Source organism: Trujillonella humicola (assembly GCF_046233715.1).
In the GTDB taxonomy this organism is placed as follows: domain Bacteria; phylum Actinomycetota; class Actinomycetes; order Mycobacteriales; family Geodermatophilaceae; genus Trujillonella; species Trujillonella humicola.
Genome location: NZ_JBJNRJ010000009.1, coordinates 80,307 through 104,142, shown reverse-complemented (window position 1 = coordinate 104,142; position 23,836 = coordinate 80,307). Strand labels below are relative to the sequence as shown.

At 74.5% G+C, this 23,836-nt stretch carries 17 protein-coding genes; 14 read left to right on the top strand and 3 right to left on the bottom strand.

The window, feature by feature from the left end; translation table 11 throughout:
- Window positions 1-66: 66 nt before the first annotated feature.
- Window positions 67-2,109, bottom strand: a complete 2,043-nt coding sequence (locus tag ACK586_RS07425; RefSeq protein ID WP_409329820.1) for an alpha-1,4-glucan--maltose-1-phosphate maltosyltransferase — start codon at window positions 2,107-2,109, stop codon at window positions 67-69.
- Between the two features lie 205 nt (window positions 2,110-2,314).
- Between ACK586_RS07425 and ACK586_RS07420 the strand changes: the two genes are divergently transcribed.
- The 5 genes from ACK586_RS07420 to ACK586_RS07400 all read left to right on the top strand — a co-directional run bounded on the left by ACK586_RS07420 (window position 2,315) and on the right by ACK586_RS07400 (window position 9,812).
- Window positions 2,315-3,406, top strand: coding sequence for an extracellular solute-binding protein (locus tag ACK586_RS07420; RefSeq protein ID WP_409329819.1), 1,092 nt, complete (start codon window positions 2,315-2,317; stop codon window positions 3,404-3,406).
- Window positions 3,407-3,540: 134 nt separating this feature from the next.
- Window positions 3,541-5,040 carry an ABC transporter permease gene (locus ACK586_RS07415; protein ID WP_409329818.1) on the top strand — a complete coding sequence of 500 codons (1,500 nt, stop codon included), beginning with the start codon at window positions 3,541-3,543 and terminating at the stop codon, window positions 5,038-5,040.
- The gene (locus ACK586_RS07410; protein WP_409329817.1) at window positions 5,033-6,097 is read left to right on the top strand and encodes an ABC transporter ATP-binding protein; all 1,065 of its coding nucleotides are present in this window, start codon (window positions 5,033-5,035) and stop codon (window positions 6,095-6,097) included. Before ACK586_RS07415 ends, ACK586_RS07410 begins: the two co-directional genes overlap by 8 nt.
- Window positions 6,098-6,143: 46 nt before the next feature.
- On the top strand, window positions 6,144-8,693 hold the full coding sequence (gene glgP / locus ACK586_RS07405) for an alpha-glucan family phosphorylase (RefSeq protein WP_409329816.1): 2,550 nt from the start codon (window positions 6,144-6,146) through the stop codon (window positions 8,691-8,693).
- A gap of 132 nt (window positions 8,694-8,825) precedes the next feature.
- Window positions 8,826-9,812, top strand: a complete 987-nt coding sequence (locus tag ACK586_RS07400; RefSeq protein WP_409329815.1) for an FHA domain-containing protein — start codon at window positions 8,826-8,828, stop codon at window positions 9,810-9,812.
- 232 nt (window positions 9,813-10,044) lie between these two features.
- On the opposite strand, the gene glgX is transcribed toward ACK586_RS07400, so the two are convergent.
- Window positions 10,045-12,183 (bottom strand): glycogen debranching protein GlgX, encoded by a 2,139-nt coding sequence (glgX, locus tag ACK586_RS07395; protein WP_409329814.1) that lies wholly within the window; start codon window positions 12,181-12,183, stop codon window positions 10,045-10,047.
- Window positions 12,184-12,233: 50 nt separating this feature from the next.
- Here glgX and ACK586_RS07390 point away from each other — a divergent pair, with 50 nt between their 5' ends.
- The 6 genes from ACK586_RS07390 to ACK586_RS07365 all read left to right on the top strand — a co-directional run bounded on the left by ACK586_RS07390 (window position 12,234) and on the right by ACK586_RS07365 (window position 18,416).
- Window positions 12,234-13,052 carry an ABC transporter ATP-binding protein gene (locus tag ACK586_RS07390; RefSeq protein ID WP_409329813.1) on the top strand — a complete coding sequence of 273 codons (819 nt, stop codon included), beginning with the start codon at window positions 12,234-12,236 and terminating at the stop codon, window positions 13,050-13,052.
- A 222-nt stretch (window positions 13,053-13,274) separates the two neighbouring features.
- Window positions 13,275-14,060, top strand: coding sequence for an enoyl-CoA hydratase/isomerase family protein (locus ACK586_RS07385; RefSeq protein ID WP_409329812.1), 786 nt, complete (start codon window positions 13,275-13,277; stop codon window positions 14,058-14,060).
- Between the two features lie 145 nt (window positions 14,061-14,205).
- A complete protein-coding gene (locus ACK586_RS07380) occupies window positions 14,206-15,369 on the top strand; it encodes an ABC transporter substrate-binding protein (protein ID WP_409329811.1) in 1,164 nt (387 codons plus the stop codon).
- Between the two features lie 110 nt (window positions 15,370-15,479).
- Window positions 15,480-16,313: an ABC transporter permease gene (locus tag ACK586_RS07375; RefSeq protein WP_409329810.1), complete on the top strand. Its 834-nt coding sequence runs from the start codon at window positions 15,480-15,482 to the stop codon at window positions 16,311-16,313.
- Window positions 16,314-16,392: 79 nt separating this feature from the next.
- Window positions 16,393-17,268, top strand: coding sequence for an ABC transporter permease family protein (locus ACK586_RS07370; RefSeq protein WP_409329842.1), 876 nt, complete (start codon window positions 16,393-16,395; stop codon window positions 17,266-17,268).
- Window positions 17,265-18,416: an ABC transporter ATP-binding protein gene (locus ACK586_RS07365; RefSeq protein ID WP_409329809.1), complete on the top strand. Its 1,152-nt coding sequence runs from the start codon at window positions 17,265-17,267 to the stop codon at window positions 18,414-18,416. Before ACK586_RS07370 ends, ACK586_RS07365 begins: the two co-directional genes overlap by 4 nt.
- Before the next feature lie 21 nt (window positions 18,417-18,437).
- Here the strand turns inward: ACK586_RS07365 and ACK586_RS07360 are convergent, their stop codons facing one another.
- Window positions 18,438-20,615 carry a protein kinase domain-containing protein gene (locus ACK586_RS07360; protein ID WP_409329808.1) on the bottom strand — a complete coding sequence of 726 codons (2,178 nt, stop codon included), beginning with the start codon at window positions 20,613-20,615 and terminating at the stop codon, window positions 18,438-18,440.
- Between the two features lie 115 nt (window positions 20,616-20,730).
- Here ACK586_RS07360 and cds1 point away from each other — a divergent pair, with 115 nt between their 5' ends.
- The 3 genes from cds1 (at window position 20,731) to ACK586_RS07345 (ending at window position 23,748) form a co-directional block, all read left to right on the top strand.
- The gene (gene cds1, locus ACK586_RS07355; RefSeq protein WP_409329807.1) at window positions 20,731-21,843 is read left to right on the top strand and encodes an L-cysteine desulfhydrase Cds1; all 1,113 of its coding nucleotides are present in this window, start codon (window positions 20,731-20,733) and stop codon (window positions 21,841-21,843) included.
- Between the two features lie 120 nt (window positions 21,844-21,963).
- Entirely contained in the window at window positions 21,964-22,743 is a 780-nt protein-coding gene (locus tag ACK586_RS07350; protein WP_409329806.1) for an electron transfer flavoprotein subunit beta/FixA family protein, read from the top strand.
- Between the two features lie 39 nt (window positions 22,744-22,782).
- Complete coding sequence (locus tag ACK586_RS07345; protein ID WP_409329805.1) at window positions 22,783-23,748, top strand: electron transfer flavoprotein subunit alpha/FixB family protein; 966 nt, start codon at window positions 22,783-22,785, stop codon at window positions 23,746-23,748.
- The last annotated feature ends 88 nt before the right edge of the window (window positions 23,749-23,836 follow it).

Genomic DNA, 23,836 nt, shown 5'->3' with positions numbered 1-23,836 from the left:
GTGCGCGGCCCCCTCGCCGTCCCCCGCCGCGGTCGTGCGGACGGCGGGGGGCGAGGGGGTCCTTCATCAGGCGACCGGCGGCGGCCAGGTCACCGGCCGGGGGAACGTGACCGAGAAGACGTGCGCCGGCTCGTGGTACGGGTCGAGCTCGACGTAGTTGAACTGGCCCCAGTCGTAGGTGGCGCCCGACAGCTCGTCGCGGACCGTGAACCGCTCGTGCCAGTCCAGACCCAGCACGCTCATGTCCAGCGCCGTCGTCCCGATCTGCCGGTTGTGGCTCTCCAGCGCGACGACCACCAGGACGGCGTCCTGCGAGCCGGGGTCGGTCTTGGAGAAGCAGATCAGGTTCGGGTTGTCGACCGGGTGGAACCGCAGCGTGCGCAGCTGCTGCAGCGCCGGGTGGGCGCGGCGGATCTCGTTGAGCCGGGTGAGGTACGGCGCCAGGCTGCGGCCCGCCGCCTCGGCCGCGGCGAAGTCGCGCGGGCGCAGCTGGTACTTCTCGCTGTCGAGGTACTCCTCGCTGCCCGGGCGCACCGCCACGTGCTCGTACAGCTCGTAGCCGGAGTAGACGCCCCAGGTCGGGCTCATCATCGACGCCAGCACCGCGCGGATCTTGAACATCGGCGGCCCGCCGTACTGCAGCGACGCGTGCAGGATGTCCGGGGTGTTCACGAAGAAGTTGGGCCGCATGTAGTGCGCGTTCTCGGCGAGTTCGCGGCCGTACTCCTCGATCTCGCCGCGCTCGGTGCGCCAGGTGAAGTACGTGTACGACTGCGTGTACCCCAGCCGGGCCAGCTGGTGCATCATCGCCGGCCGCGTGAAGGCCTCGGCGAGGAACAGCACGTCGGGGTGGCTCTCCTTGACGTCCCAGATGAGCCAGTGCCAGAAGTTCAGCGGCTTGGTGTGCGGGTTGTCGACGCGGAAGACCTTCACCCCGGCGTCGATCCAGACCTGGATCACCCGGCGGCACTCGGCGTAGATGCCCTCGGGGTCGTTGTCGAAGTTGACCGGGTAGATGTCCTGGTACTTCTTCGGCGGGTTCTCCGCGTAGGCGATCGTGCCGTCGGGCTTGGTGGTGAACCACTCCGGGTGGCTGGTCACCCACGGGTGGTCGGGTGCGGCCTGCAGCGCGAAGTCCAGGGCCACCTCCATGCCCAGCTCGCGGGTGCGGTCCACGAACGCGCGGAAGTCCTCCATCGTGCCCAGCTGCGGGTGCACCGCGTCGTGACCGCCCTCGGCGGAGCCGATGGCCCACGGGGAGCCGACGTCGTCGGGCTCCGGGCTGAGCGTGTTGTTGCGGCCCTTGCGGTTGACCGTGCCGATCGGGTGGATCGGCGGCAGGTAGACGACGTCGAAGCCCATGTCGGCGACCGCGGGCAGCCGGTCGGCCGCGGTGGTGAACGTGCCGTGGGTGGGGGTCCCGCCCACGACGGGCCCGGTCGACCGGGGGAAGAACTCGTACCAGGAGCCGTACAGCGCCCGCGGCCGGTCGACCCACACCTGGTACTCGGGCGTGGCGGTGACCAGCTCGCGGACCGGGTGGTCGTGCAGGTACTCCTGGACCGCGGGTGCCAGGGCCGGCGCCACCCGCTCGTGCAGGACCCGGCCGGTGTCGCGCAGCGCGGTCACCACGTCGGCCAGCCGGCCCCGCCACTCCTCGTCGGCCTCGGCGGCGACCCGCTCGACGAGCCGGGCGCCCTCCTCGAGGTCGTTGGCGAGGTCCTCGGGGCCCTGCCCGGCCTCGATCTTGACCTCGACGGCGTGGTGCCAGGTGGCCAGCGGATCGCTCCACGCCTCCACCCGGAACGTCGAGCGGCCCTCGCGGTCGGGCACGACCGTGGCCAGCCAGCGGTCGGGCTCCTGGCTGTAGGGCGCCATCCGGGTGGAGACGCCGCCGGTGCCGTCGGGCGTGGTGCGGGCTGGACCGCCGGCCGTCTCGCCGGGTGGGCTCCACACGACGTTCGCGGCGACGGCGTCGTGGCCCTCGCGGAACACGGTGGCGGTGATCGGCAGGTGCTCGCCGACCACGGCGCGGGCCGAGAAGGACCCGCAGGACACGACGGGGGCGACATCGGTGATGCCGAGGCGGAGGTCTGCGCGGCCAGTCATCGCGATCACGCTAGCGAGAGGGCGTGGGTCGGGCACGTCGGGACGGATCGCGGCCGCCGGACCCGCACCGGTGGCCCCGTGCCCGGGGGCCTGCCGGGTCGCTCACCGAGTGGTTCGGTTAGCCTCACCTCACCGTCGCTGACCGACAGTGGCCGATGACAACGGAGTTCTCGTGCGCGCTCACCCCACCCGTTCCCCACGTGCCGTGGCCGCCGCCGGGGCGGGCCTCCTCGCCCTGGGTCTCGCGGCGTGCGGCGACGCCTCCGACGACGAGGGGGGCGCCTCGGCCGCGGAGACCACGTGCCGGGCCGGGGCCGTCGAGTACGGCGAGGTGGACCCCGAGGCGTCGGCCTCGCCCGTCGACGGGGACGCTCTGGTCGTGTACTCCGGTCGCAACGAGCAGCTCGTCGCGCCGATCCTCGAGGAGTTCACCGCCGAGACGGGCATCGAGCTGGCGGTCCGGTACGGGTCGACCTCCTCGATCACGGCACAGATCCTCGCCGAGGGCGCGGAGAGCCCGGCCGACGTCGTGCTGCTGCAGGACGCCGGTGCGCTCGGGGCGCTCGGGGACTCCGACTGCCTGGCGGACCTTCCCGCGGAGCTCACCGGACAGACCTTCGAGGCCTACGCGGACGAGGACGGCCGCTGGGTCCCGGTGACCGGGCGGGCGCGCGTCGTCGCCTACAACCCCGACCTGATCGCCGAGGCGGAGCTGCCCCGGGACACCGCGGACCTGGTCGACCCGCGCTTCGCCGGGCAGCTCGGCATCGCGCCGGGGAACGCCTCGTTCCAGGCCTTCGTGACCGCGCTGCGCCAGCTGGAGGGCGAGGAGGCCGCCGAGGAGTTCCTCCGCGCCCTCGTGGACAACGACGCGCAGACGTTCGACGGCAACGGCGACATCCTCACGGCCGTCGACTCCGGACAGCTGCCGATGGGCCTGATCAACCACTACTACTGGTTCGAGCTCGCCGCCGAGGTCGGGGTGGAGAACGTGCAGGTCCAGCTGGCCTACCTGCAGGACGGGGCCGCGGGCTCGCTGGTCAACGTCAGCGGGTCCGGGGTGATCAGCTCCACCGACCGGGCGGAGGACGCCACCGCGCTCGTGGCCTTCCTCCTCAGCGACCGGGCGCAGGAGTACTTCGCTCAGGAGACGTACGAGTACCCGATGACCGACTCGGTGTCGGCCGAGGCGCAGCTGCCGCCGCTCGACGCGCTGCAGGCCCCCGCCATCGACCTCGACGACCTGGCCTCCTTGTCGCAGACCCTCGAGCTGCTGGACCGGGTGGGTCTGACCTGACCGACGCCGACCTCGCCGTACGCACCGCCCCGACCGGCGCCGGCATCCTCGATGCCGGCGCCGGTGGGGTCGCGCCGTCGGTCCTCCCGCCGCCACGCGGGGTCCGCCGGAGCGCGCGCCGGAGGCTGCCCCGGTTGCTGCTGATCCCGGCCGTGCTCAGCTGCGCGGTCGCGGTGCTGCCGCTGGGGCACCTCGTCGCCATGGCGGCGGGGGCCAACGCCGGGGAGATGCTCGACGTCCTCCTCCGCCCCCGCACCCTGGAGCTGTTCGGCGTCACCCTGGCGCTCGCGGCCGTGGTCGCCGCGGGCAGCCTCGCCGTGGGGTCGGGCGCCGCGTGGCTGGTCGAGCGGCACGACTTCCCGGGGCGCCGGGTCCTCGCGCTCGCGCTGGCACTGCCGCTCGCGGTGCCGTCCTACGTGGCCGCCTACACCTGGCTGGCTGCCGCGCCGGCGGTGCGGGGGTTCTGGGGAGCCGCCCTGGTCCTCACGCTCTGCTGCTACCCCTACGTCTACCTGCCCGTCGCGGCCGCGCTCCGCGGGTTGGATCCGGCATGGGAGGAGGTGGCCCGGTCGTCGGGGCGCGGCCCGTGGGCGGCCTTCCGCCGGGTGACCGTTCCCCAGCTGCGCCCGGCGGCCGCGGCCGGCACCCTGCTGGTCGTCACGTACGTCCTGGCCGACTTCGGCTCGGTGTCGATCATGCGGGTCGACACGCTCACGCGCTCGATCGCGACCTCGATGGAGAACAGCTTCACGCGGCTCGTGCCCACGACCCTGTCCCTGCTGCTGGTGGCCGTGACCGGCATCGTCGTCCTGGCCGAGCTGCGCAGCCGGGGGCGGGCCCGGTTCGCCCGCCTGGGCGGCGGCGCCGGTCGCCGTCCGAGGCCGCGATGTCTGGCCGGCGCCGCCCGGCTGGCTGCTCCGGCGGCCCTGGGACTCGTGCTCGTCGCCGCGCTGGGGGTCCCCCTGGCCAGCCTGGGGTGGTGGCTGACGGTCGGCCGGTCCAGCGACCTGGACGGCTCCCGGCTGGCATCGGCGGCCGTGACGACGGCGGGGTACGCGGTCGCCGGCATGGTGCTGACCCTCGTGCTCGCGCTGCCGGTGGGCCTGCTGGCCGGGCGCCACGCGGGGCGCACCGCGCGCGCTCTCGAGGCGGGTAGCTGGCTGCCGCACGCCGTGCCGGCGATCGTCGTCGCCCTGTCGCTGGTCTACCTCTCGGTGCGGCACGCGCCGGCCGTCTACCTCAGCCCCGCCCTGCTGGTCCTGGCCTACGCGATCCTCTTCCTCCCCCTGGCGGTCGGGGCGATCCGTGCCTCGGCCGCCCAGTGCCCGCCGGTCCTGGAGGAGGCGGCTCGGTCACTCGGCCGGAGCCCGAGCCAGGTGCTCCGGGCGGTCACACTCCCGCTGGCCGCACCCGGGATCGCGGCCGGCGCCCTCCTCGTGCTCCTGTCCGGCCTCAAGGAGCTCACTGCCACGCTGGTGCTGCACCCCACCGGGACGGAGACCCTGGCGATGCGGCTGTGGACGACCACGGGCGTCGGGCAGTACGCCGCGGCCGCGCCGTATGCCGCCCTCATCGTGCTGCTCGCGGCGGTTCCGGGCGGGTTGCTCGTCTGGTGGCAGGGGCGTCGTGGCTGACCGCGGTGATCCCGGCGCCGGGCTGGTCGTCGACGGGCTGGTCAAGGCCTACGGGCCGGTGCCGGTCCTCGACGGGGCGAGCCTCGCCGTGCCGCAGGGGAGCCTGACGGCCGTGCTGGGCCCCTCCGGCTGCGGGAAGACCACGCTGCTGCGCCTGATCGCGGGGTTCGAGCGGCCGGACTCGGGCACGATCACCGTGGGTGGCCGGACGGTCGCCGGCCCGGAGGTCCACCTGCCGCCGGAGCGCCGGCGGGTGGGCGTGGTCCCGCAGGAGGGGGCGCTGTTCCCGCACCTGTCCCTGGGGGAGAACGTCGCCTTCGGCCTCTCCCGGGCCGAGCGGCGGACCGGCCGCGTGGCCGAGGCGCTCCGGCTGGTGGGGCTCGAGGGGCTCGGCGAGCGCATGCCGCACGAGCTCTCCGGCGGCCAGCAGCAGCGGGTGGCCGTCGCGCGCGCGCTCGCGCCACGACCGGCGCTGGTCCTGCTCGACGAGCCGTTCAGCGCGCTGGACGCCGGGCTGCGGGCCGACCTGCGCGCCGACGTCCGGGCCGCGCTCGCCGCGGACGGGGCCACCGCGGTCCTCGTCACGCACGACCAGCAGGAGGCGCTGTCCTCGGCGGACCTCGTCGCCGTCCTCCGGCACGGCCGGGTCGTCCAGGCCGCTGCTCCGGCCACCCTGTACCGCGAGCCGGTCGACCTGGGGGTGGCGACGTTCGTCGGCGAGTCGATCGTCCTGCCCGGGACCGCCGTCCCCGGTGGCGTGCGCACCGTCCTGGGCGAGCTCCCGGTCGCGGAGGACGTCACGTGCGCCGGTGCGGCGGTGCGGGCGCTGCTCCGGCCGGAACAGGTGGAGCTGGGCGAACCCGGCGCCTCCGGCGGCGTGCCGGCGACCGTGGGGTCGGTCGTCTTCGCCGGAGCCGACTCGCTGGTCCGGATCGCGGTCAGCGGGCCCGGCGGGGTGGAGCACTTCACCGTCCGCGAGCGCAGCAGGGATCGCGCGTCCGGTTCTGCCGTGTCCGTGCGGGTCGCCGGCCCGGCCCGCGTCTACCTGACCGCCTGACCGCCGTCGGCGGGAGCGGAGGCCCCGACATGGATAGTCTCGGCCGGTGCGTGCTCTCCGTCGGTTCACGGTCCGGGCATCCCTCCCCGAGGAGCTGATGCCGCTCGCCCAACTCGTCATGAACCTCCGGTGGTCCTGGCACCCGGAGACCCGGGACCTGTTCGAGGCCCTCGATCCCGAGCTCTGGCAGACCTGCGGCGGCGATCCGGTGAAGGTGCTCGGCGAGGTCTCCGCCGAGCGGCTGGCCACGCTGGCCAGGGACCGGCGCTTCGTGCGCCGCCTGCAGGACGCGGTCGACGACCTGGAGGAGTACCTGTCGGGCCCGCACTGGTACCAGTCGCTGGGGGAGGACGCGCCGGCGTCGATCGCCTACTTCAGCGCGGAGTTCGGCATCACCGAGGTGCTGCCGCAGTACTCCGGCGGCCTGGGCATCCTGGCCGGGGACCACCTCAAGGCCGCCTCCGACCTCGGGGTGCCGCTGATCGGCGTGGGGCTGCTGTACCGGGCCGGCTACTTCGAGCAGGGGCTGTCGGCCGACGGCTGGCAGCTGGAGCACTACCCCTCGCTGGACCCGCACGGCCTGCCGGTCAAGCTGCTGCGCCAGTCCGACGGGTCCGCCGTCGTCGTGCACGTCCCGCTGCCCGAGGGGCGCGCGCTGCACGCCCACGTGTGGCGGGCCCAGGTCGGCCGGGTCTCCCTGCTGCTGCTCGACAGCGACATCGAGGAGAACGCCCCGGCCGAGCGCGGGGTCACCGACCGGCTGTACGGCGGCGACGAGGACCACCGGCTGCGCCAGGAGATGCTGCTGGGCATCGGCGGCGTCCGGGCGCTGCGGGCGTACTGCCAGCTCACCGGGACCCCGGCGCCGGAGGTGTTCCACGCCAACGAGGGCCACGCCGGCTTCCAGGGGGTGGAGCGGATCCGCGAGCTCACCGAGTCCCACGGGCTGTCGTTCCCCGAGGCGCTGCAGGCCGTCCGCGCCGGCACGGTGTTCACCACCCACACCCCGGTGCCGGCCGGCATCGACCGCTTCCCGCGGGCGCTGATCGAGCGGTACTTCGCCGGTTTCGGCGTCCCGCTGGAGCACCTGATCCCGCTCGGCGCCGAGGACGACCCGGCGAAGTTCAACATGGCCCACATGGGCCTGCGGCTGGGCCAGCGCGCCAACGGCGTGAGCCGGTTGCACGGGCACGTCAGCCGGGGGATGTTCAGCGGTCTCTGGCCGGGCTTCGACGAGTCCGACGTGCCCATCTCCTCGATCACCAACGGCGTGCACGCCCCCACCTGGACCGCCCGGGAGCTGGTCGACCTCGGCACGCAGAGCTCCGGCTCCGGCGACCCGTTGGGGAGCGAGGGCCCGGCGTCCTTCGACGGCGTCGACCGGATCCCGGCCGGCGACCTGTGGAACACCCGCCGCATGCTGCGCGGCCGGCTGGTCGACGAGGTGCGCCGCCGGCTGCGGGAGACCGCGCTGTCGCGGGGCGCGGCCGAGGCCGAGGTCGGCTGGACCGACACCGCGTTCGACCCCGACGTGCTGACCATCGGCTTCGCCCGGCGCGTGCCCAGCTACAAGCGGCTGACGCTCATGCTGCGCGACCCCGAGCGGCTGCGGGCGCTGCTGCTGGACGCCGAGCGGCCCGTGCAGCTGGTCATCGCCGGCAAGAGCCACCCGGCCGACGACGGCGGCAAGCAGCTCATCCAGCAGATGGTCAAGTTCGCCGACGACCCCGCCGTCCGGCACCGGATCGCCTTCCTGCCGGGATACGACATCGGCATGGCCCGGTACCTGTACTGGGGCTGCGACGTCTGGCTGAACAACCCGTTGCGCCCGCTGGAGGCGTGCGGCACGTCGGGGATGAAGGCCGCGCTCAACGGCGGGCTCAACCTCTCCATCCGCGACGGCTGGTGGGACGAGTGGTTCGACGGCCAGAACGGCTGGGCCATCCCGACCGCCGACGGCGTCGCCGACCCCGACCGGCGCGACGACGTCGAGGCCCGGGCGATCTACGAGCTGCTGGGCACGCAGGTCATCCCGCGCTTCTACGAGACCGACCGCGACGGCATCCCCAGCCGGTGGGTGGAGATGGTCCGGCACACGCTGCGCGAGACCGGTCCGAAGGTGCTGGCCACCCGCATGGTCCGCGACTACGTGCAGCGGCTGTACGTGCCCGCCTCCGGCTCGGCCCGGGCCATGGCCGGCGGCGGCTACGCGCCGGCCCGGGAGGAGTCGGCGTGGCGGGCCCGGCTGGCCGACCGCTGGGCCACCGTCCGGGTCGCGCACGTGGAGGCGACCGGGGTGGGGGACACCCCCGAGATCGGCACCACCCTGGCCCTGCGGGCCGAGGTGGAGCTGCCCGGCCTGACCCCGGACGACGTCGAGGTCCAGGCCGCCTACGGACGGGTCGACGACGCCGACGGGCTGCACGAGGTCACCACGGTGCCCATGGCCCACGAGCACACCGACGGCTCCCGGCACTGGTTCACCGCGACGCTGCCGCTCGAGCGGACCGGCGCCTTCGGTTACACCGTGCGCGTGCTGCCGCACTCCGCGCACCTCGCCGACCCCGCGGAGCTCGGCCTCGTCGTGACCGCCTGAACGAGGACCGCGAGCCGAGGTACGACCACATCCGCCACGCCGGTCGCACCGTTCCCGCCGTCCGGCGGGGCGACCGGCGTGGCGGGCCCGCCGGACCGCCGAGTTCCGTCCTCGGTCACTAGGCTGGCGGGCATGCCCGACCGCTGTGAAGTCCTGCCCGGAGACTCCGTCGTCGCCCGTCGCGGCGGCGGTCTGCTGTGGGTGGACGCTCCCGGTGCCCCCGCGCTGACGGCCGCTCTGCACGCCTGCCTGGGGGTGTCCGGCCCCGGCGCCGATCGCGTGCTGGGCGCGGTGGCCGGCGAGGTCGCCGCGCTGGGCGGCGGGTCGGCGTCCTTCGCCGTCGTCCTCGTCGACGCCGCGGGCGGCACCGGCACGGGCGTGGCGCTGTGGGCCGGCAAGGGCCAGCCGGCGGTGGACGGCGTCCCCGTCGCCGGGCACCAGGTCGAGGGCGGGTGCACGCTGGCCGCCGGCTTCCAGCTGGGCTCCAGTCTCTACGTCGGTCCCGGTCAGCCGGTCCCGTCCATGCCGCCGGGCGTGGCCTACGACCTCGTCGAGGGCACGGTGCCCGGCGGCGGCGCGATGCTGCAGCTGGCCGCCGCCGCCCACCCCTCGGCCGCCGTGGCGCCGAGCGCGACACAGGCGCCCTCGTCGTTCTCCGCCGGCTCCGACGCGGGCTTCGGCGCGCCCGGCGGGGGCTACGCCCCGGCCGCCGCCGCGCAGGGTGCCGCCCCGGACGGCGGGGAGGAGACGGCGTTCTGGAAGCCCGACGCCCCGGCCGCGCCGATCCTCCGCTTCGACGACGGCCTGGTCGTCACCGTCGACGAGGACCTCGTCCTCGGCCGGCGCCCCGACAGCCACGAGCTGGTCACCACCGGGTCCGCGCGACCGGTGCCGATCGCCGACACCCAGAACGTGCTCTCCTCGGCCCACGCCGCCGTGCAGCGCCAGGGCCGGGAGGTGTCGCTGGTCGACCTCGGCTCGCTCAACGGCACCCACGTGGCCGGCCCGGAGGCCACCGAGTGGACCCAGCTCGAGCCGGGGGTGGCCCACCCGCTGTCCGACGGCGACCGCCTGCTGCTGGGCTGGACGGTCATCACCTTCGAGCAGCCCCAGGACTGACGAAGGACGCCGCTGCCCCCCACGCCTCGCGAGCTCGGCGCGGGCCCCTGCAGCGGGGCCGACAGGGCTGCCACGTGCCGTCCCGGTCTGCGCTGAGCCGCTGCCCGTGTCCCGTCCGGGAGCCCCTCCGGGGCCCCGCGGCCGGTCCACCCCGGCTCGCCGCCGTCCCCGGCGCGCGCCGACCCGTCGCGCCCCGGTTCTGGTCGTGCGGTCCTGACCGGGCGGCCCCGGCTCAGGGACGGCGGAGCACCCGCAGCAGCCAGACCGTGCGCGAGGGGACCTCGATCGCGCCGGGCGCCACGACCGCCGGGCGCGGCGGGACGCCGGTCGGGAACTCGGTGGAGACGACGAACTCGTAGCCGTCGCTCCAGGGCGGGCCGGGCAGCTGCACGGTGACCGGGTCGGCCCCGGCGTTCAGCCAGACCAGGTAGGACTCGTCGTGCACCGGGCGGCCGCGCTCGTCCCGGTGCCGGATGCCGCGCCCGTCGAGGTACATGCCGATCGTCTGCAGATCGGTGTCGAACCAGTCGCTCGTCGTCAGCTGGCCGCCGTCGGCCGCGAACCACGCCAGGTCGCGCGTCCCGCCGGTGCCGGGGATCTCGTGCCCCTCGAAGAAGGCGACCTGGCGCAGCACCGGTGAGGTCCGCCGGATGGCGACCAGCCGGGAGACGAAGGCCAGCAGGTCGCCGTCGACGTCCTCCCAGTCCAGCCAGGAGAGCTCGTTGTCCTGGCAGTAGGCGTTGTTGTTGCCCTGCTGGGTGCGGCCGAGCTCGTCGCCGGCGGTCAGCATCGGCACGCCGGTCGACAGCAGGAGCGTCGTCAGCAGGTTGCGCACCTGGCGGCCGCGCAGCTCGGTCACCGCGGGGTCGTCGGTGGGGCCCTCGACGCCGCAGTTCCAGTTCCGGTTGTGGCTCTCGCCGTCCCGGTTGTCCTCGCCGTTGGCCTCGTTGCGCTTGTGCTCGTAGGTGACGAGGTCGCGCATGGTGAAGCCGTCGTGGGCGGTCACGAAGTTGATGCTGGCGAACGGCCGGCGGCCGTCGGAGCGGTAGAGGTCCGAGGAGCCGGTGAGCCGGTAGGCCAGGTCGCGGACGCCGACGTGCGCCCCGGCCCACACGTCGCGCACGGTGTCGCGGTAGAGCCCGTTCCACTCGGTCCACAGCGGCGGGAAGTTGCCGACCTGGTAGCCCCCCTCGCCGATGTCCCACGGCTCGGCGATCAGCTTCACCTGGCTGACCACCGGGTCCTGGTGGACGACGTCGAAGAAGGCCGACAGCCGGTCGACGTCGTGCATCGACCGGGCGAGCGCCGCGGCCAGGTCGAACCGGAACCCGTCGACGTGCATCTCGGTCACCCAGTACCGCAGGGAGTCCATGAGCAGGGCCAGCACCTGCGGGCGCCGGACGTCGAGGGTGTTCCCGCAGCCGGTGTAGTCGGTGTAGCGGGCGGGGTTGGCGCCGTCGAGCCGGTAGTAGCCGCGGTTGTCGATGCCCTTGAACGACAGCGTGGGGCCGGCGTGATCACCCTCGGCGGTGTGGTTGTAGACCACGTCGAGGACCACCTCGATGCCCGCGGCGTGCAGCGCCTTGACCATCGCCTTGAACTCGGTCACCTGCTGCCCGGCCGACCCGGAGGAGCTGTACGCCGCGTGCGGCGCGAAGTAGCCCAGCGTGTTGTAGCCCCAGTAGTTGGTGAGCCCGCGCCGGAGCAGGTGCGGCTCGCTGACGAAGTGGTGCACCGGCAGCAGCTCCACGGTGGTCACCCCGAGCGAGCGCAGGTGCTCCACGAACGCCGGGTGGGCCAGGCCCGCGTAGGTGCCGCGCAGGGCCGGCGGGACGTCGGGGTGGCGCATCGTCGCCCCGCGCACGTGCACCTCGTAGATGACGGTGTCCGACCACGGCGTCCCCGGGTGCCGGTCGCCGTCCCACGGGAACGGGTCGTGCACCACGACCCCTCGGGGCACGAAGGGCGCCGAGTCGGTGGTCTCGGCGACGCCCGAGTCGACCGCGTCGCCGGTGTGGCCGAACAGCGCCGGGTCCAGCGCCAGCTCGCCGTCGACCGCGCGGGCGTAGGGGTCGAGCAGCAGCTTGGCCGGGTTGTAGCGCTGCCCGGCGCCGGGGTCGTGGCCGCCGTGGACCCGGTAGCCGTAGCGCTGCCCGGGCCCGACGCCGGCCACCCGGCCGTGCCAGACCTGGTGGGTGGTCTCCTGCAGCCGGTGGCGGTGCTCGGTGCCGTCGGGGTCGAACAGGCACAGGTCGACCGCCTGCGCCCCGGCCGACCAGAGCGCGAAGTTGGTGCCGTTCCCGTCCCATTGCGCACCCAGCGGTGCGGGTGAGCCCGGCCAGACCTCGAGGTCGTCCCCTGCTGCGCGCATCTCCCGATCCTGCCAACCGGCGGGCCGGGGCGGGTTGGTTGGATGGCCTCGTGTCGAGCACCGCCCCGTTCCCCGCCTCGGGAGCCGAGTCCGTCGTCGAGGTCCGCGGTGTGGACGTCGTCCGCGGCGAGACCCACCTGCTGCGCGGGGTCGACTGGACCGTGCGCGCCGACGAGCGCTGGGTGGTGCTGGGGCCCAACGGCGCCGGCAAGACGACGCTGCTGCAGCTGGTGTCGGCGCACATGCACCCGACCCGCGGCGAGGTCCGGCTGCTGGGGGAGACCCTCGGTGCCGTCGACGTCTTCGAGCTGCGCCCGCGCATCGGCCTGACCAGCGCGGCCCTCGCCCAGCGGATCGGCCCGGGCGAGCGCACCGGGGACGTCGTCGTCTCGGCCGGCTACGCCGTCGTGGGCCGCTGGCGGGAGCGCTACGAGATCGCCGACCTCACCCGCGCGGGGATGCTGATGCGGCAGTGGGGCGTCGACGCCTTCGCCCACCGCCCGTTCGGCACGCTGAGCGAGGGCGAGCGCAAGCGGGTGCAGATCGCGCGGGCGCTCATGCCCGACCCGGAGCTGCTGCTGCTGGACGAGCCGGGTGCGGGGCTGGACCTCGCCGGCCGGGAGGACCTCGTGGCCCGGCTGTCCGACCTCGCCGGCTACCTGTACGCGCCGGCCCAGGTGCTGGTGACCCACCACGTCGAGGAGATCCCGCCCGGCTACACCCACGCGCTGCTGCTGCGCGGCGGCGAGGTGGTGGCGGCCGGCCCGATGGAGGCCGTGCTCACCGCCGAGGGACTGTCGGAGACCTTCGCCCTGCCGCTGCGGCTGGACCGCGCCGACGGCCGCTTCACCGCCCGCCGCGCGGGCTGACCCCGACGCTCGATCCCCGAGCAGCTCCGGCGACCACTCGGACGGCGACGCGTCGAGCCCAGCGGTGGCCCCGTACCGGCCACTCGCAGGCGCGTCCTGGCTCCTCCTGGGCCAACGCTCCAGCCGGGAGGGATGCCGCCGGTCGACCGCCCGCCGGGCCGGCCTGCCCGGCGCTCTCCTAGGGTTCCGGGGACGACGACGTCCCCACCGCCGGAGGTACCCGTGAGCGAGCCGGAGTTCGTGACCCTGCAGGTCGAGGACGGGGTGGGCACCATCCGCCTCGACCGGCCCAAGATGAACGCGATCGACGACCAGCTGCACCGGGAGGTCCGCGCGGCCGCGCTGGAGGCCGGCCGCCGCGAGGACGTGCGGGCGGTGGTGCTCTACGGCGGTGAGCGGGTGTTCGCCGCGGGGGCCGACATCAAGGCCATGGCCGACCTCGACGCGCGCGGGATGGCGGTCTGGGGCCGGGAGCTCACCGAGTCCTTCGCCGCGGTGGAGCGCATCCCGCGGCCGGTCATCGCCGCCATCACCGGCTACGCGCTCGGCGGCGGCTACGAGCTGGCGCTGTGCGCCGACTTCCGGGTCATGGGCGCCGGGGCCAAGGTGGGCCTGCCCGAGATCACCCTCGGCATCATCCCGGGCGCCGGCGGCACGCAGCGGCTGGCCCGCCTGGTGGGTCCCGCGAAGGCCAAGGACCTGATCTTCACCGGCCGGCACGTGTCCGCCGAGGAGGCCCTGGAGATGGGGCTGGCCGACGCCGTCGTGCCCGACGACGAGGTCTACTCCACCGCGCTGGCCATGGCCCGCCGCTTCGCCGCCGGACCCACCCTGGCGCTGGCCGCGGCCAAGCAGGCGGTCCACGACGGCCTGGACATGACCCTGCCGCAGGGGCTGGCGCTGGAGACCCGGCTGTTCTCCGGCCTGTTCGGCACCGAGGACCAGCGCACCGGCATGCAGTCGTTCATCGAGAACGGCCCGGGCAAGGCGACCTTCAGCGGGCGGTGACGCGCGCAGTTCGTCTCGTGTTGGCCACACCGTCGCCGTTCCGGGCCACCTGACGCCTCGCCGTCTGTCACCATCCCGGAGGCCGCCGGGCCGCGGTGAGCCGCAGCCCGGCGCAGATGCTCCGGTACCGACATGGAGGAACCCCGTGCGACGCAGCACCCCCAAGACCGCCGCGACCGGGCTCACGGCCCTGCTCGCGGCCGGCCTGACCCTCGCCGCCTGCGGCGGTGACGACGGGGGCGGGAGCGGCGGCGGAGGCGGTGGCGGGTCCGACGCCGCGGCGGCCACCTCGCTCGCGGACTTCGGCTCGATGGACGACCTGATCGCCGCCGCGCAGGCCGAGGGCGAGCTCAACGTCATCGCCCTGCCGCCGGACTGGGCGAACTACGGCGAGATCATCTCGACGTTCGAGGAGAAGTACGACATCCGGGTCAACAGCACGCTGCCCGACGGCTCGAGCCAGGACGAGCTCAACGCCGTCCAGAGCCAGCGGGGCCAGGACCGCGCGCCCGACGTGCTCGACCTCGGCACCGCCTTCGCCCGCCAGGCCCAGGCCCAGGACCTCCTCGCCCCGTACCAGGTCGAGACCTGGGACGACATCCCCGAGGGGCAGAAGGACCCGGAGGGCCACTGGTACAACGACTACGGCGGCTACATCTCCATCGGCTGCAACGCCACCATCGTCGCCGAGTGCCCGGAGACGATGCAGGACCTGCTCGACCCGCAGTACCGCGGCCAGGTGGCGCTCAACGGCAACCCGACGCAGGCCGCGGCGGCCTTCGGCGGCGTGTGGGCCGCGGCGCTGTCCAACGGGGGCGACCTCGACGACATCGGCCCCGGCATCGACTTCTTCGTCGAGCTCAAGGAGATCGGCAACTTCAACCCGGTCGAGAGCACGCCGGCCACCGTCGAGAGCGGCGAGACCCCGATCGTCATCGACTGGGACTACCTGAACGCCGCCTACGCCGAGGGCCTCGCCGAGATCGGCACCGAGTGGCAGGTGGTCGTCCCCGCCGACGGGCTGTACGGCGGCTACTACAGCCAGGCCATCAGCGCCTACGCCCCGCACCCGGCCGCCGCCCGGCTCTGGCAGGAGTTCCTCTACAGCGACGAGGGCCAGAACCTCTGGCTGGCCGGCGGCGCCCGCCCGGTGCGGCTGGACGCGATGGAGGAGGCCGGCACCGCCGACGCCGAGGCGCTGGCCGCCCTGCCCACGGTCGAGGGCGAGGCCCAGTTCCCGACCGAGGAGCAGGAGGTCGCCGCCAAGGAGGTCGTGACGGCCCGCTGGAACGAGGAGATCTCCGGCTGAGCACCACCCTGGAGGCCCCCGGCGCGCCGGCTCCCCGCACCCGCGGCGGCCGGCGCGCCGGCGCGCGCCGCGCCGAGCAGCCCCGCGCTCGCCGCGCGGGGCTGCTCAGCGTGCTGGGCACGCTGCCGTTCTTCCTCTACGTCGCGGTCTTCCTGCTGCTGCCGCTGGGCGTGCTCGCGGTCGAGGCGTTCCGGGTCACCGACCCGATCACCTTCGACGAGACCTGGTCCACCGACAACATCAGCAGCATCACCGAGGGCGCCTCCGGGCGGGCCTACCTCGGCAGCCTGCAGCTGTCCGCGACCACCGCCGTGCTCGCCACGGTGCTGGGCCTCGCCCTGTCCTTCGCGGTCGTCGGCTCCCGCCGCGGGCGGGCGCTGCGCCGGCTGGTGCTCACCGCCTCCGGCGTGCTGGCCAACTTCGGCGGCGTCCCGCTCGCGTTCGCCTTCCTCGCCACCATCGGCAACGCCGGCGTCGTCACCCCGCTGCTCACCGAGAGACTCGGCCTGGACGGCTTCTCGCTGTACTCCATGAGCGGCCTGGCGCTGGTCTACCTGTACTTCCTGATCCCGCTGATGGTCCTCACCATCACCCCCGCGGTGGAGGCGCTGCGCCCGCAGTGGCGGGAGGCGGCCGACAACCTCGGCGCCAGCGGCTGGCAGTACTGGCGGTACGTGGGCGGGCCGGTGCTGGCGCCGCCGGTGCTGGGGGCGGCCATGCTGCTGTTCGCCTCGGCGTTCGCCGCCTACGCGACCGCCAAGGCGCTCGTCGGCAGCAGCGTCCCGCTGGTCACCCTGCAGATCGCCGACTCGCTGTCGAGCAACGTCGTCGTGGGCGCGGAGAACCTGGGCAAGGCGCTGGCCCTGGGCATGGTCGTGCTCGTCGGCCTGGTGATGGTCTTCTACGCCTGGGTGCAGCGGCGAGCGCAGCGGTGGCTCACGTGACCGGGCCGGCGGGGTCAGGCAGCGACGCGGCGCCGGCCGGCATCGCGACGAGCGCCGGCGAGGCGGGGCGGTGACCACCATGACCACGGGCGTGACCGGAGCCGGCAGCGTCGCCCCGGAGACGCCGACCCGTCCCGGGCGCCGGGGCGGCGGGTGGTGGCGCTGGGCGGTCTTCGCCGTCCTGGGCGTCTACTTCCTCGTCCCGCTGGGCGCGTCGATCTGGTTCACCGTCCGCGACCGGCGCGACGGCGGCGTCACCCTCGAGCCGTACACCCGGATCCCCGGCGCCGAGGGCTTCGCCGAGGCGTTCGGCCGCTCGCTGGTGCTCGCGCTGCTCACCGTGGTCGTCGCCCTCGTGCTGGTGGTACCCGTCGTCGTCCTGGTGGAGCTGCGGCTGCCGCGGCTGCGGACGACGGTCGAGCTGCTCACCCTGCTGCCGCTCGTGCTGCCGCCGATCGCCCTCGTCGTCGGCGTCCGCAGCGTCCTCGCCTGGGCTCCGGACTACTTCCTCGGCACCCCGCTGGCGGAGTTCATGTTCGCCCTCCAGGAGCCCGACCTGCCCTGGATCCTGGTGCTGGTCTACGTCGTGCTGGCGATGCCCTTCGTGTACCGCGCCCTGGACGCCGGGGTGCGCGGCGCCGGGCTGCGCACGCTCACCGAGGCCGCCCGCAACCTCGGCGCCTCCTGGCCGCGGGTGATGGTCTCGGTGGTGCTGCCGGTGCTGCGCACGTCGGTGCTCAACGCCTCGTTCCTCGCCGTCGCCCTGGTGCTCGGCGAGTTCACCGTCGCCAACATCCTCGGTTTCCAGACCTTCCCGACCTGGATCGTGCTCGCCTCCGGGGCCGAGCCGCAGCTGTCGGTGGCGGTCTCGGTGCTCTCGCTGCTGCTCACCTGGGCGCTGCTCCTGCTGATCTCCGCGCTGGACCGCCGGCGCCGGGAGGAGGACCCCGCATGACCGCCGTCCCCTCGACCTCCTCGGTCCCGTCGCCGGCTCCCGCACCGGGCAACGCGGCCGCCGCCGAGCTCCGGCAGCGGCCCGGCGTCGCCGTCCGGCTGGAGGGCCTCACCCGGCGCTACGGCACCGTCCTCGCCCTGGACGGGCTGGACCTCGACATCACCGGCGGGGAGTTCCTCGCCCTGCTGGGGCCCTCCGGCTGCGGCAAGACGACGGCGCTGAGGGCGATCGCCGGCTTCGAGCGCCCCGACTCCGGGCGGGTGCTCCTCGACGGCGACGACGTCACCGGGGTTCCGGCGAACAAGCGCGACATGGGCATGGTGTTCCAGGCCTACAGCCTGTTCCCCAACCTGACCGTGGCCGACAACGTCGCCTTCGGCCTGCGGGTGCGCCGGCGCGGCTCGCGGGACGAGCGGCGCGGGCGGGCCGGGGAGCTGCTGGAGCTCGTGGGCCTGGCCGACCGCGCCGGCCGCTACCCGCACCAGCTCTCCGGCGGCCAGCAGCAGCGGGTGGCGCTGGCCCGGGCCCTGGCCGTCGAGCCGCGGGTGCTGCTGCTGGACGAACCGCTGTCGGCCCTCGACGCGCAGGTCCGCGTGCAGCTGCGCGAGGAGATCCGCCGGCTGCAGCTCGAGCTGGGGATCACGACGGTCTTCGTCACCCACGACCAGGCCGAGGCGCTGTCGGTCGCCGACCGGGTCGGCGTCATGCGGGCCGGCCGGCTGGAGCAGGTCGCCTCGCCCGACGAGCTCTACGAGCGCCCGGCGACGGCCTTCGTGGCCCAGTTCGTCGGCACGATGAACCGCATCCCCGCCGTGCTCGGCGACGGCGACGTCGAGTTCCTGGGGGTGCGCCGCGAGGTGCTGGGCGCCGCCCCGGCGCCGGGCCCGGCGGTGGCGCTGGTCCGGCCGGAGGGCCTGCTGGTCACCGCGGACGAGCGGGGCGCCGGGCGGGTCGTCACCCGCACCTTCTCCGGCGCCACCACCCGGCTGGCGGTCGCCCTGCCCGACGGGGCCGAGGTGCTGGTCGACGTCGCCAGCGCCGGCAGCCAGGACCTCACCCCCGGCACGGCCGTCACCGTGGTCCCCGCGGAGCGGCCGGTGCTGGTCGCCGCCGCGGAGCCCGCCACGGGACCCGCCGCGGTGGGCTGACCGGCGTCCGCAGCGGGGCACCTACCCGGTGAGGTCGAACACCCGGACCGTGGCGGTCGCCAGGTCGGTGACGTAGGCGCGGGCGCCGTCGGGGGAGACGTCCACGCTCGTGGGGGACTCCCCGGCCGGCACGCTGGCGGTGACCGCCAGGGTGTCGGCCGCGACCACCGACATCGTGCCGCCCTCGACGTCGGCGGTGTAGAAGCGGCGGCCGTCGGGCGCCCAGGTGACGTCCTGCGGGTTGTCCCCGACCGGGCCGCTGGCCACCACCTGCTCGGTCGCGGTGTCGACGACGTGGACGTCGCTGCTGTCGAACGCGACCACGGCGACCCGGCTGCCGTCGGGGGAGACGGCGACGCTGTGCGGGGAGTCGCCGGCGGGCAGGGTGCCGAGGACGCGGCCGCCGTCGGTGAGGTCGAGCACCGACAGGACGTCGGACTCGTGGTTGGCGGTGTACGCGCGGGTGCCGTCGTCGCTGAGCGCGATCCAGTGCGGGTTCGGCGGCACCTCGTAGGAGTCGACCTCCCGGGCGGTGGCGGTGTCGAGCACCTCGACCCGGCCCTCGTTGTGCAGGGGGATGTAGAGCAACGCGCCGTCGGCGGAGACCGCGGGCGCGAACGGCCGCAGCCCGACCTCGACGGTGGCGGTCACCTCGTTGGTCGCGGTGTCCACGAAGACGACGGCGTTCTCGCTGTAGTCGGCGTTGTAGACGGTGATGTAGGCCCGGTCGCCGGCCGGCGAGAAGGTGACGAACTGGGGCGGACCGGCCTCGATCCGGATCGTCGCGTTGACCGCCAGCGAGGTCGTGTCGAGGACAGAGACGACGCCCTCGTCGCGGTGGGCGATGTAGGCGTAGCGGCCGTTGGGGGCGACGGCGAGGAAGCCCGGGGTCGGCGGGACGTCCACCGGTTCCCCCACCGCCGTCGGTACCGCGACGCTCGCTTCCGGGACGGGCCGCTGCTCCTGCGGGGACGGCCGGTCCTGGCCGGCCGGTCCGCTGCTGCCGCCCGGTGCGCCGGTCCCGGCCCCGGCCGTCGCCGTGCCCCCGCCGTCGTCGGCCGGCCAGAGCTGCGCGGCACCCAGGCCCGCACCGCCGACCAGGAGGACGAGGGCGGCGGCGACCGCCAGGCGGCGCCCCCACTGCGGTCGCGGTCGCGGGAGGCCGGGCGGGAACGCGGCCGCCGGGGGCGGCGGGAGGGGTGCCGCTGCCGCGGTGGGCGCCGGAAGCGGGTCCACCGACCGGTGGCTGCCGTCCCCGGAGGTGATGCCGAGATCCGGGACGCCGACCGGTCCGCCCGCGACGGCCGGGGCCGGCACGGTCTCCGGGGCCCCGTCCGCCGCAGGGGGTCCGTCGGTACCCGGGGTGCGCCGCGCCGCCGGGGCGCCGGTGAGCGCGGACCGTGCGGCGGCCATCAGCTCGCCCGGGGTGTCGTACCGGTCCTCGGGCCGCTTGGCCATCCCGCGGGCGACGACCTCGTCGAGCGCGGCGGGGACGCCCGGGACGACCTCGCTGGGCCGCGGCGGGTCGGTGTAGAGGTGCGCGTACAGCAGCGCGGGCAGGTCCTCGCCCCGGAAGGGACGCCGGGCGGTGACGGCCTCGGCGAGCACGCAGGCCAGGGAGTAGACGTCCACCCGCCCGTCCAGCGGCTGGTTGGTGAACCGCTCCGGGGCCATGTAGTCCAGCGTGCCGACCGTCGCCCCGGTCATGGTCAGCGAGGTGCTGGTGCTGCCGACCGACCGGGCGATGCCGAAGTCGACGACGTACACGAAGTCGCTGCGGGTCACCAGGACGTTCCCCGGCTTGACGTCCCGGTGCACCAGGCCGTCGTCGTGCGCCGCCTGCAGCGCGTCGGCGACCTGCCCGAGCAGGGCCACCGCGCGCGCGGGCGGCAGCGGGCCGTCCTGCAGCAGCCGGCCCAGGTCCTGGCCGTCGACCAGCCGCATGTCGATGAACAGCCGGCCGTCGATCTCCCCGTAGTCGTGGATGGGGATCACGTGCGGCTCGCGCAGGCGGGCGGCGACGTGGGACTCCCGGCGGAAGCGGTTGGCGAACTCGCGGTCGGCGTTGAGCTGCGCGGGCAGCAGCTTCAGGGCCACCCACCGGTCCCGGCGGGTGTCCCGGGCGCGCCAGACCTCGCCCATCCCGCCGACCCCGAGGATCTCGGCGAGCTCGTAGGGGCCGAACTGGCTCGCGGTCATGGGTGCTCCCCCGGCGGCCCGGCGGTGGCCGCCTCGCGCGGGCAGCGTAGGACCGCGACGGGGGTGCCGGGAAGGTCGTGCGGGCCGGTGCCGGCCCGTGCGCCACGATGGCCCGGTGAGCGCACCGGAGGCCCCCGACATCGACCGTTCCGACCTCGCCGGCCGCGCGTGGGTGGACCGGGCGGTCGCCGTGGTCGAGGCCGACGCCCACCGCAGCGCCGACACCCACCTGCTGGCCTACCCGCTCCCGCCCGAGTGGGAGATCGACCTGTACCTGAAGGACGAGTCGACCCACCCGACCGGCAGCCTCAAGCACCGGCTGGCGCGGTCGCTGTTCCTGTACGGGTTGTGCTCGGGGCAGATCACCGAGGGGACGCCGGTGGTGGAGGCCTCCAGCGGCTCCACCGCGGTCAGCGAGGCGTACTTCGCCCGCATGCTCGGCCTGCCGTTCGTGGCCGTCATGCCGGCCTCGACCAGCGCGGAGAAGGTGGCGCTCATCGAGTTCCACGGCGGCCGCTGCTCCTTCGTGGAGAACGCGCCGGACATGTACGACGAGGCCCGCCGGCTGGCCGCGGAGTGCGGCGGTCACTTCCTGGACCAGTTCACCTACGCCGAACGGGCCACGGACTGGCGCGGCAACAACAACATCGCCGAGTCGGTGTTCGACCAGATGGCGCTCGAGCGGCACCCCGTCCCCGACTGGGTGGTCGTCGGCGCCGGTACCGGCGGCACCAGCGCCACCATCGGCCGCTACCTGCGCTACCGGCGGTTCCGCACCCGGCTGGCCGTCGTCGACCCGGAGGGCTCGGCGTTCCTCCCCGGCTGGGCCGCGGGGGACCCGGACCTGACGACCGGACTCCCCTCCCGCATCGAGGGCATCGGCCGGCCCCGCGTGGAGCCCTCGTTCGTGCCGACGATCGTCGACCGCATGATCGGCGTCCCGGACGCCGCGTCGCTGGCGGCGATGCGCCACCTCGCCGAGGCGACCGGACGGCGGGCCGGGGGATCGACCGGCACGAACCTGTGGGGGGCCTTCACGCTGGTCGCCGAGATGCTGCGGGCCGGCGTCCGCGGCAGCGTCGTCACCCTGCTGTGCGACGGCGGCGAGCGGTACGCCCACACCTACTACTCCGACGAGTGGGTGGCCGGCCAGGGGCTGGACCTGGCGCCGCACGCGGAGACCCTGCGCCGGTTCGCCGCGACGGGGGAGTGGTCTCCTCCCCGGTGAGACGGGCGTCACCGGTCTCCGCCGTCCCGGCGGTCGACACCTGGACGTAACCTCCAGAGTTGGAGCCAGGCGGGCCGTCGGGCTCGCGTCCCCTGACCGTTCCCGGAGGTAGGTCTGGCGATGAACATCGTCGTTCTGGTCAAGCAGGTCCCCGATTCCGGCACCCAGCGCTCGCTGGACCCGTCGGACAACACCGTCGCGCGTGCCGGTGCCGACAACGTTCTCAACGAGATCGACGAGTACGCCATCGAGGAGGCGCTCACTGTCAAGGAGGCGCAGGGCGGCGAGGTGACCGTGCTGACCGTGGGCCCGGCCAGCGCCACCGACGCGATCCGCAAGGCACTGTCGATGGGCGCCGACAAGGCCGTCCACGTCGTGGACGACGCCATCCACGGCTCGTGCGCCATCCAGACCTCGGCGATCCTCGCCGCGGCGCTGCAGCAGATGGAGTACGACCTCGTCCTCACCGGCGCCACCTCGACCGACGGCCAGGTGGCGGTGATGCCGGCGCTGCTGGCCGAGCGCCTGGGTCTGCCGCAGGTGTCGGGTGCGCAGAAGCTCACCGTCGAGGGCTCCACGGTCAAGGTGAACCGGCAGACCGACGGCGGCTACTGGGCCCTGGAGGCCCCGCTGCCGGCGATCGTGTCCACCTGGGACACCATCAACGAGCCGCGCTACCCCTCCTTCAAGGGCATCATGGCGGCCAAGAAGAAGCCGGTGGAGACCAAGTCGCTCGCCGACCTGGGCATCGACCCCTCCACCGTCGGCCTGGGCAGCGCCACCAGCGAGGTGCTGGACTTCGCCGGCCGCCCGCCCAAGGGCGAGGGCGTCAAGGTGCCCGACGAGGGCGACGGTGCGCAGAAGTTCGTCGACTTCCTCGCCGGCCAGAAGATCGTCTGAGCGCGGACCCGGATCACAGGTAGAGGAGACAGACACGTCATGGCAGAGGTCCTGGTCCTGGCCGAGCTGAACCCCACCGGCGACGGTGTGCGCAAGACGACGCTGGAGGCGCTCACCGCCGCCCGCGCCCTGGGTGAGGTGTCGGCCGTCGTCGCCGCGGCCCCCGGTGCGGCCGCCGCGGTGCGGGAGAAGCTCGCCGAGTACGGCGCGGCGACCGTCTACGTCGCCGAGAGCCCCGAGATCGACGAGTACCTGGTCGCCCCCAAGGCCGAGGTGCTGGCCCAGCTGGTGAGCGAGAGGTCGCCGGCGGCCGTGGTCATCCCGTCCTCGCCCGAGGGCAGGGAGATCGCCGCCCGCGTCGCCCTGAAGACCGGCAGCGGCTTCCTGACCGACGTCACGGAGATCGCGTCCGACGGGACGGCGACGCAGCTCGCCTTCGCCGGGCAGACCATCGTGCACTCGCGGGTGAAGGTCGGCACGCCCATCTACACGCTGCGCGGCAACTCGGTCGCCCCCGAGCCGGCGCCGGCCGCGGGCACCGAGCAGCAGGTCGCCGTCCAGCTCTCCGACGCCGCGAAGGCCACCCGCGTGCTCGACCGGGTCGTGGAGCAGAAGTCCTCGCGGCCGGAGCTGACCGAGGCCGCCATCGTCGTCTCCGGCGGGCGCGGCGTGGCGTCGGCGGAGAACTTCTCGGTCATCGAGGGCCTGGCCGACTCCCTCGGCGGGGCCGTCGGCGCCTCCCGCGCGGCGGTGGACTCCGGCTTCTACCCGCACAGCTTCCAGGTCGGCCAGACCGGCAAGACGGTGTCGCCGCAGCTCTACGTCGCGGTCGGCATCTCCGGCGCCATCCAGCACCGGGCCGGCATGCAGACCTCGAAGACCATCGTGGCCATCAACAAGGACCCCGAGGCCCCGATCTTCGAGCTGGCCGACTTCGGCGTCGTCGGCGACCTGAACACCGTCGTGCCGCAGGCGACCGAGATCATCACCGCCCGCAAGGCGTAAGGGCCCCGTCCTCCTCACGCCACGCTCCGGCGCGGCGCGAGCCTCGGGACGAGGCCACGGCGGCCGAGCGCCGGTCCCCCCGTCGGGG

Excerpts from the sequence above, each read along its gene's own strand:
- ACK586_RS07425 (WP_409329820.1), bottom strand. The coding sequence starts at position 2,109 with ATGACTGGCCGCGCAGACCTCCGCCTCGGCATCACCGATGTCGCCCCC.
- ACK586_RS07400 (WP_409329815.1), top strand. The coding sequence starts at position 8,826 with ATGCCCGACCGCTGTGAAGTCCTGCCCGGAGACTCCGTCGTCGCCCGT.
- glgX (WP_409329814.1), bottom strand. The coding sequence starts at position 12,183 with ATGCGCGCAGCAGGGGACGACCTCGAGGTCTGGCCGGGCTCACCCGCA.
- ACK586_RS07370 (WP_409329842.1), top strand. The coding sequence starts at position 16,393 with ATGACCACGGGCGTGACCGGAGCCGGCAGCGTCGCCCCGGAGACGCCG.
- ACK586_RS07365 (WP_409329809.1), top strand. The coding sequence starts at position 17,265 with ATGACCGCCGTCCCCTCGACCTCCTCGGTCCCGTCGCCGGCTCCCGCA.
- ACK586_RS07360 (WP_409329808.1), bottom strand. The coding sequence starts at position 20,615 with ATGACCGCGAGCCAGTTCGGCCCCTACGAGCTCGCCGAGATCCTCGGG.
- ACK586_RS07350 (WP_409329806.1), top strand. The coding sequence starts at position 21,964 with ATGAACATCGTCGTTCTGGTCAAGCAGGTCCCCGATTCCGGCACCCAG.
- ACK586_RS07345 (WP_409329805.1), top strand. The coding sequence starts at position 22,783 with ATGGCAGAGGTCCTGGTCCTGGCCGAGCTGAACCCCACCGGCGACGGT.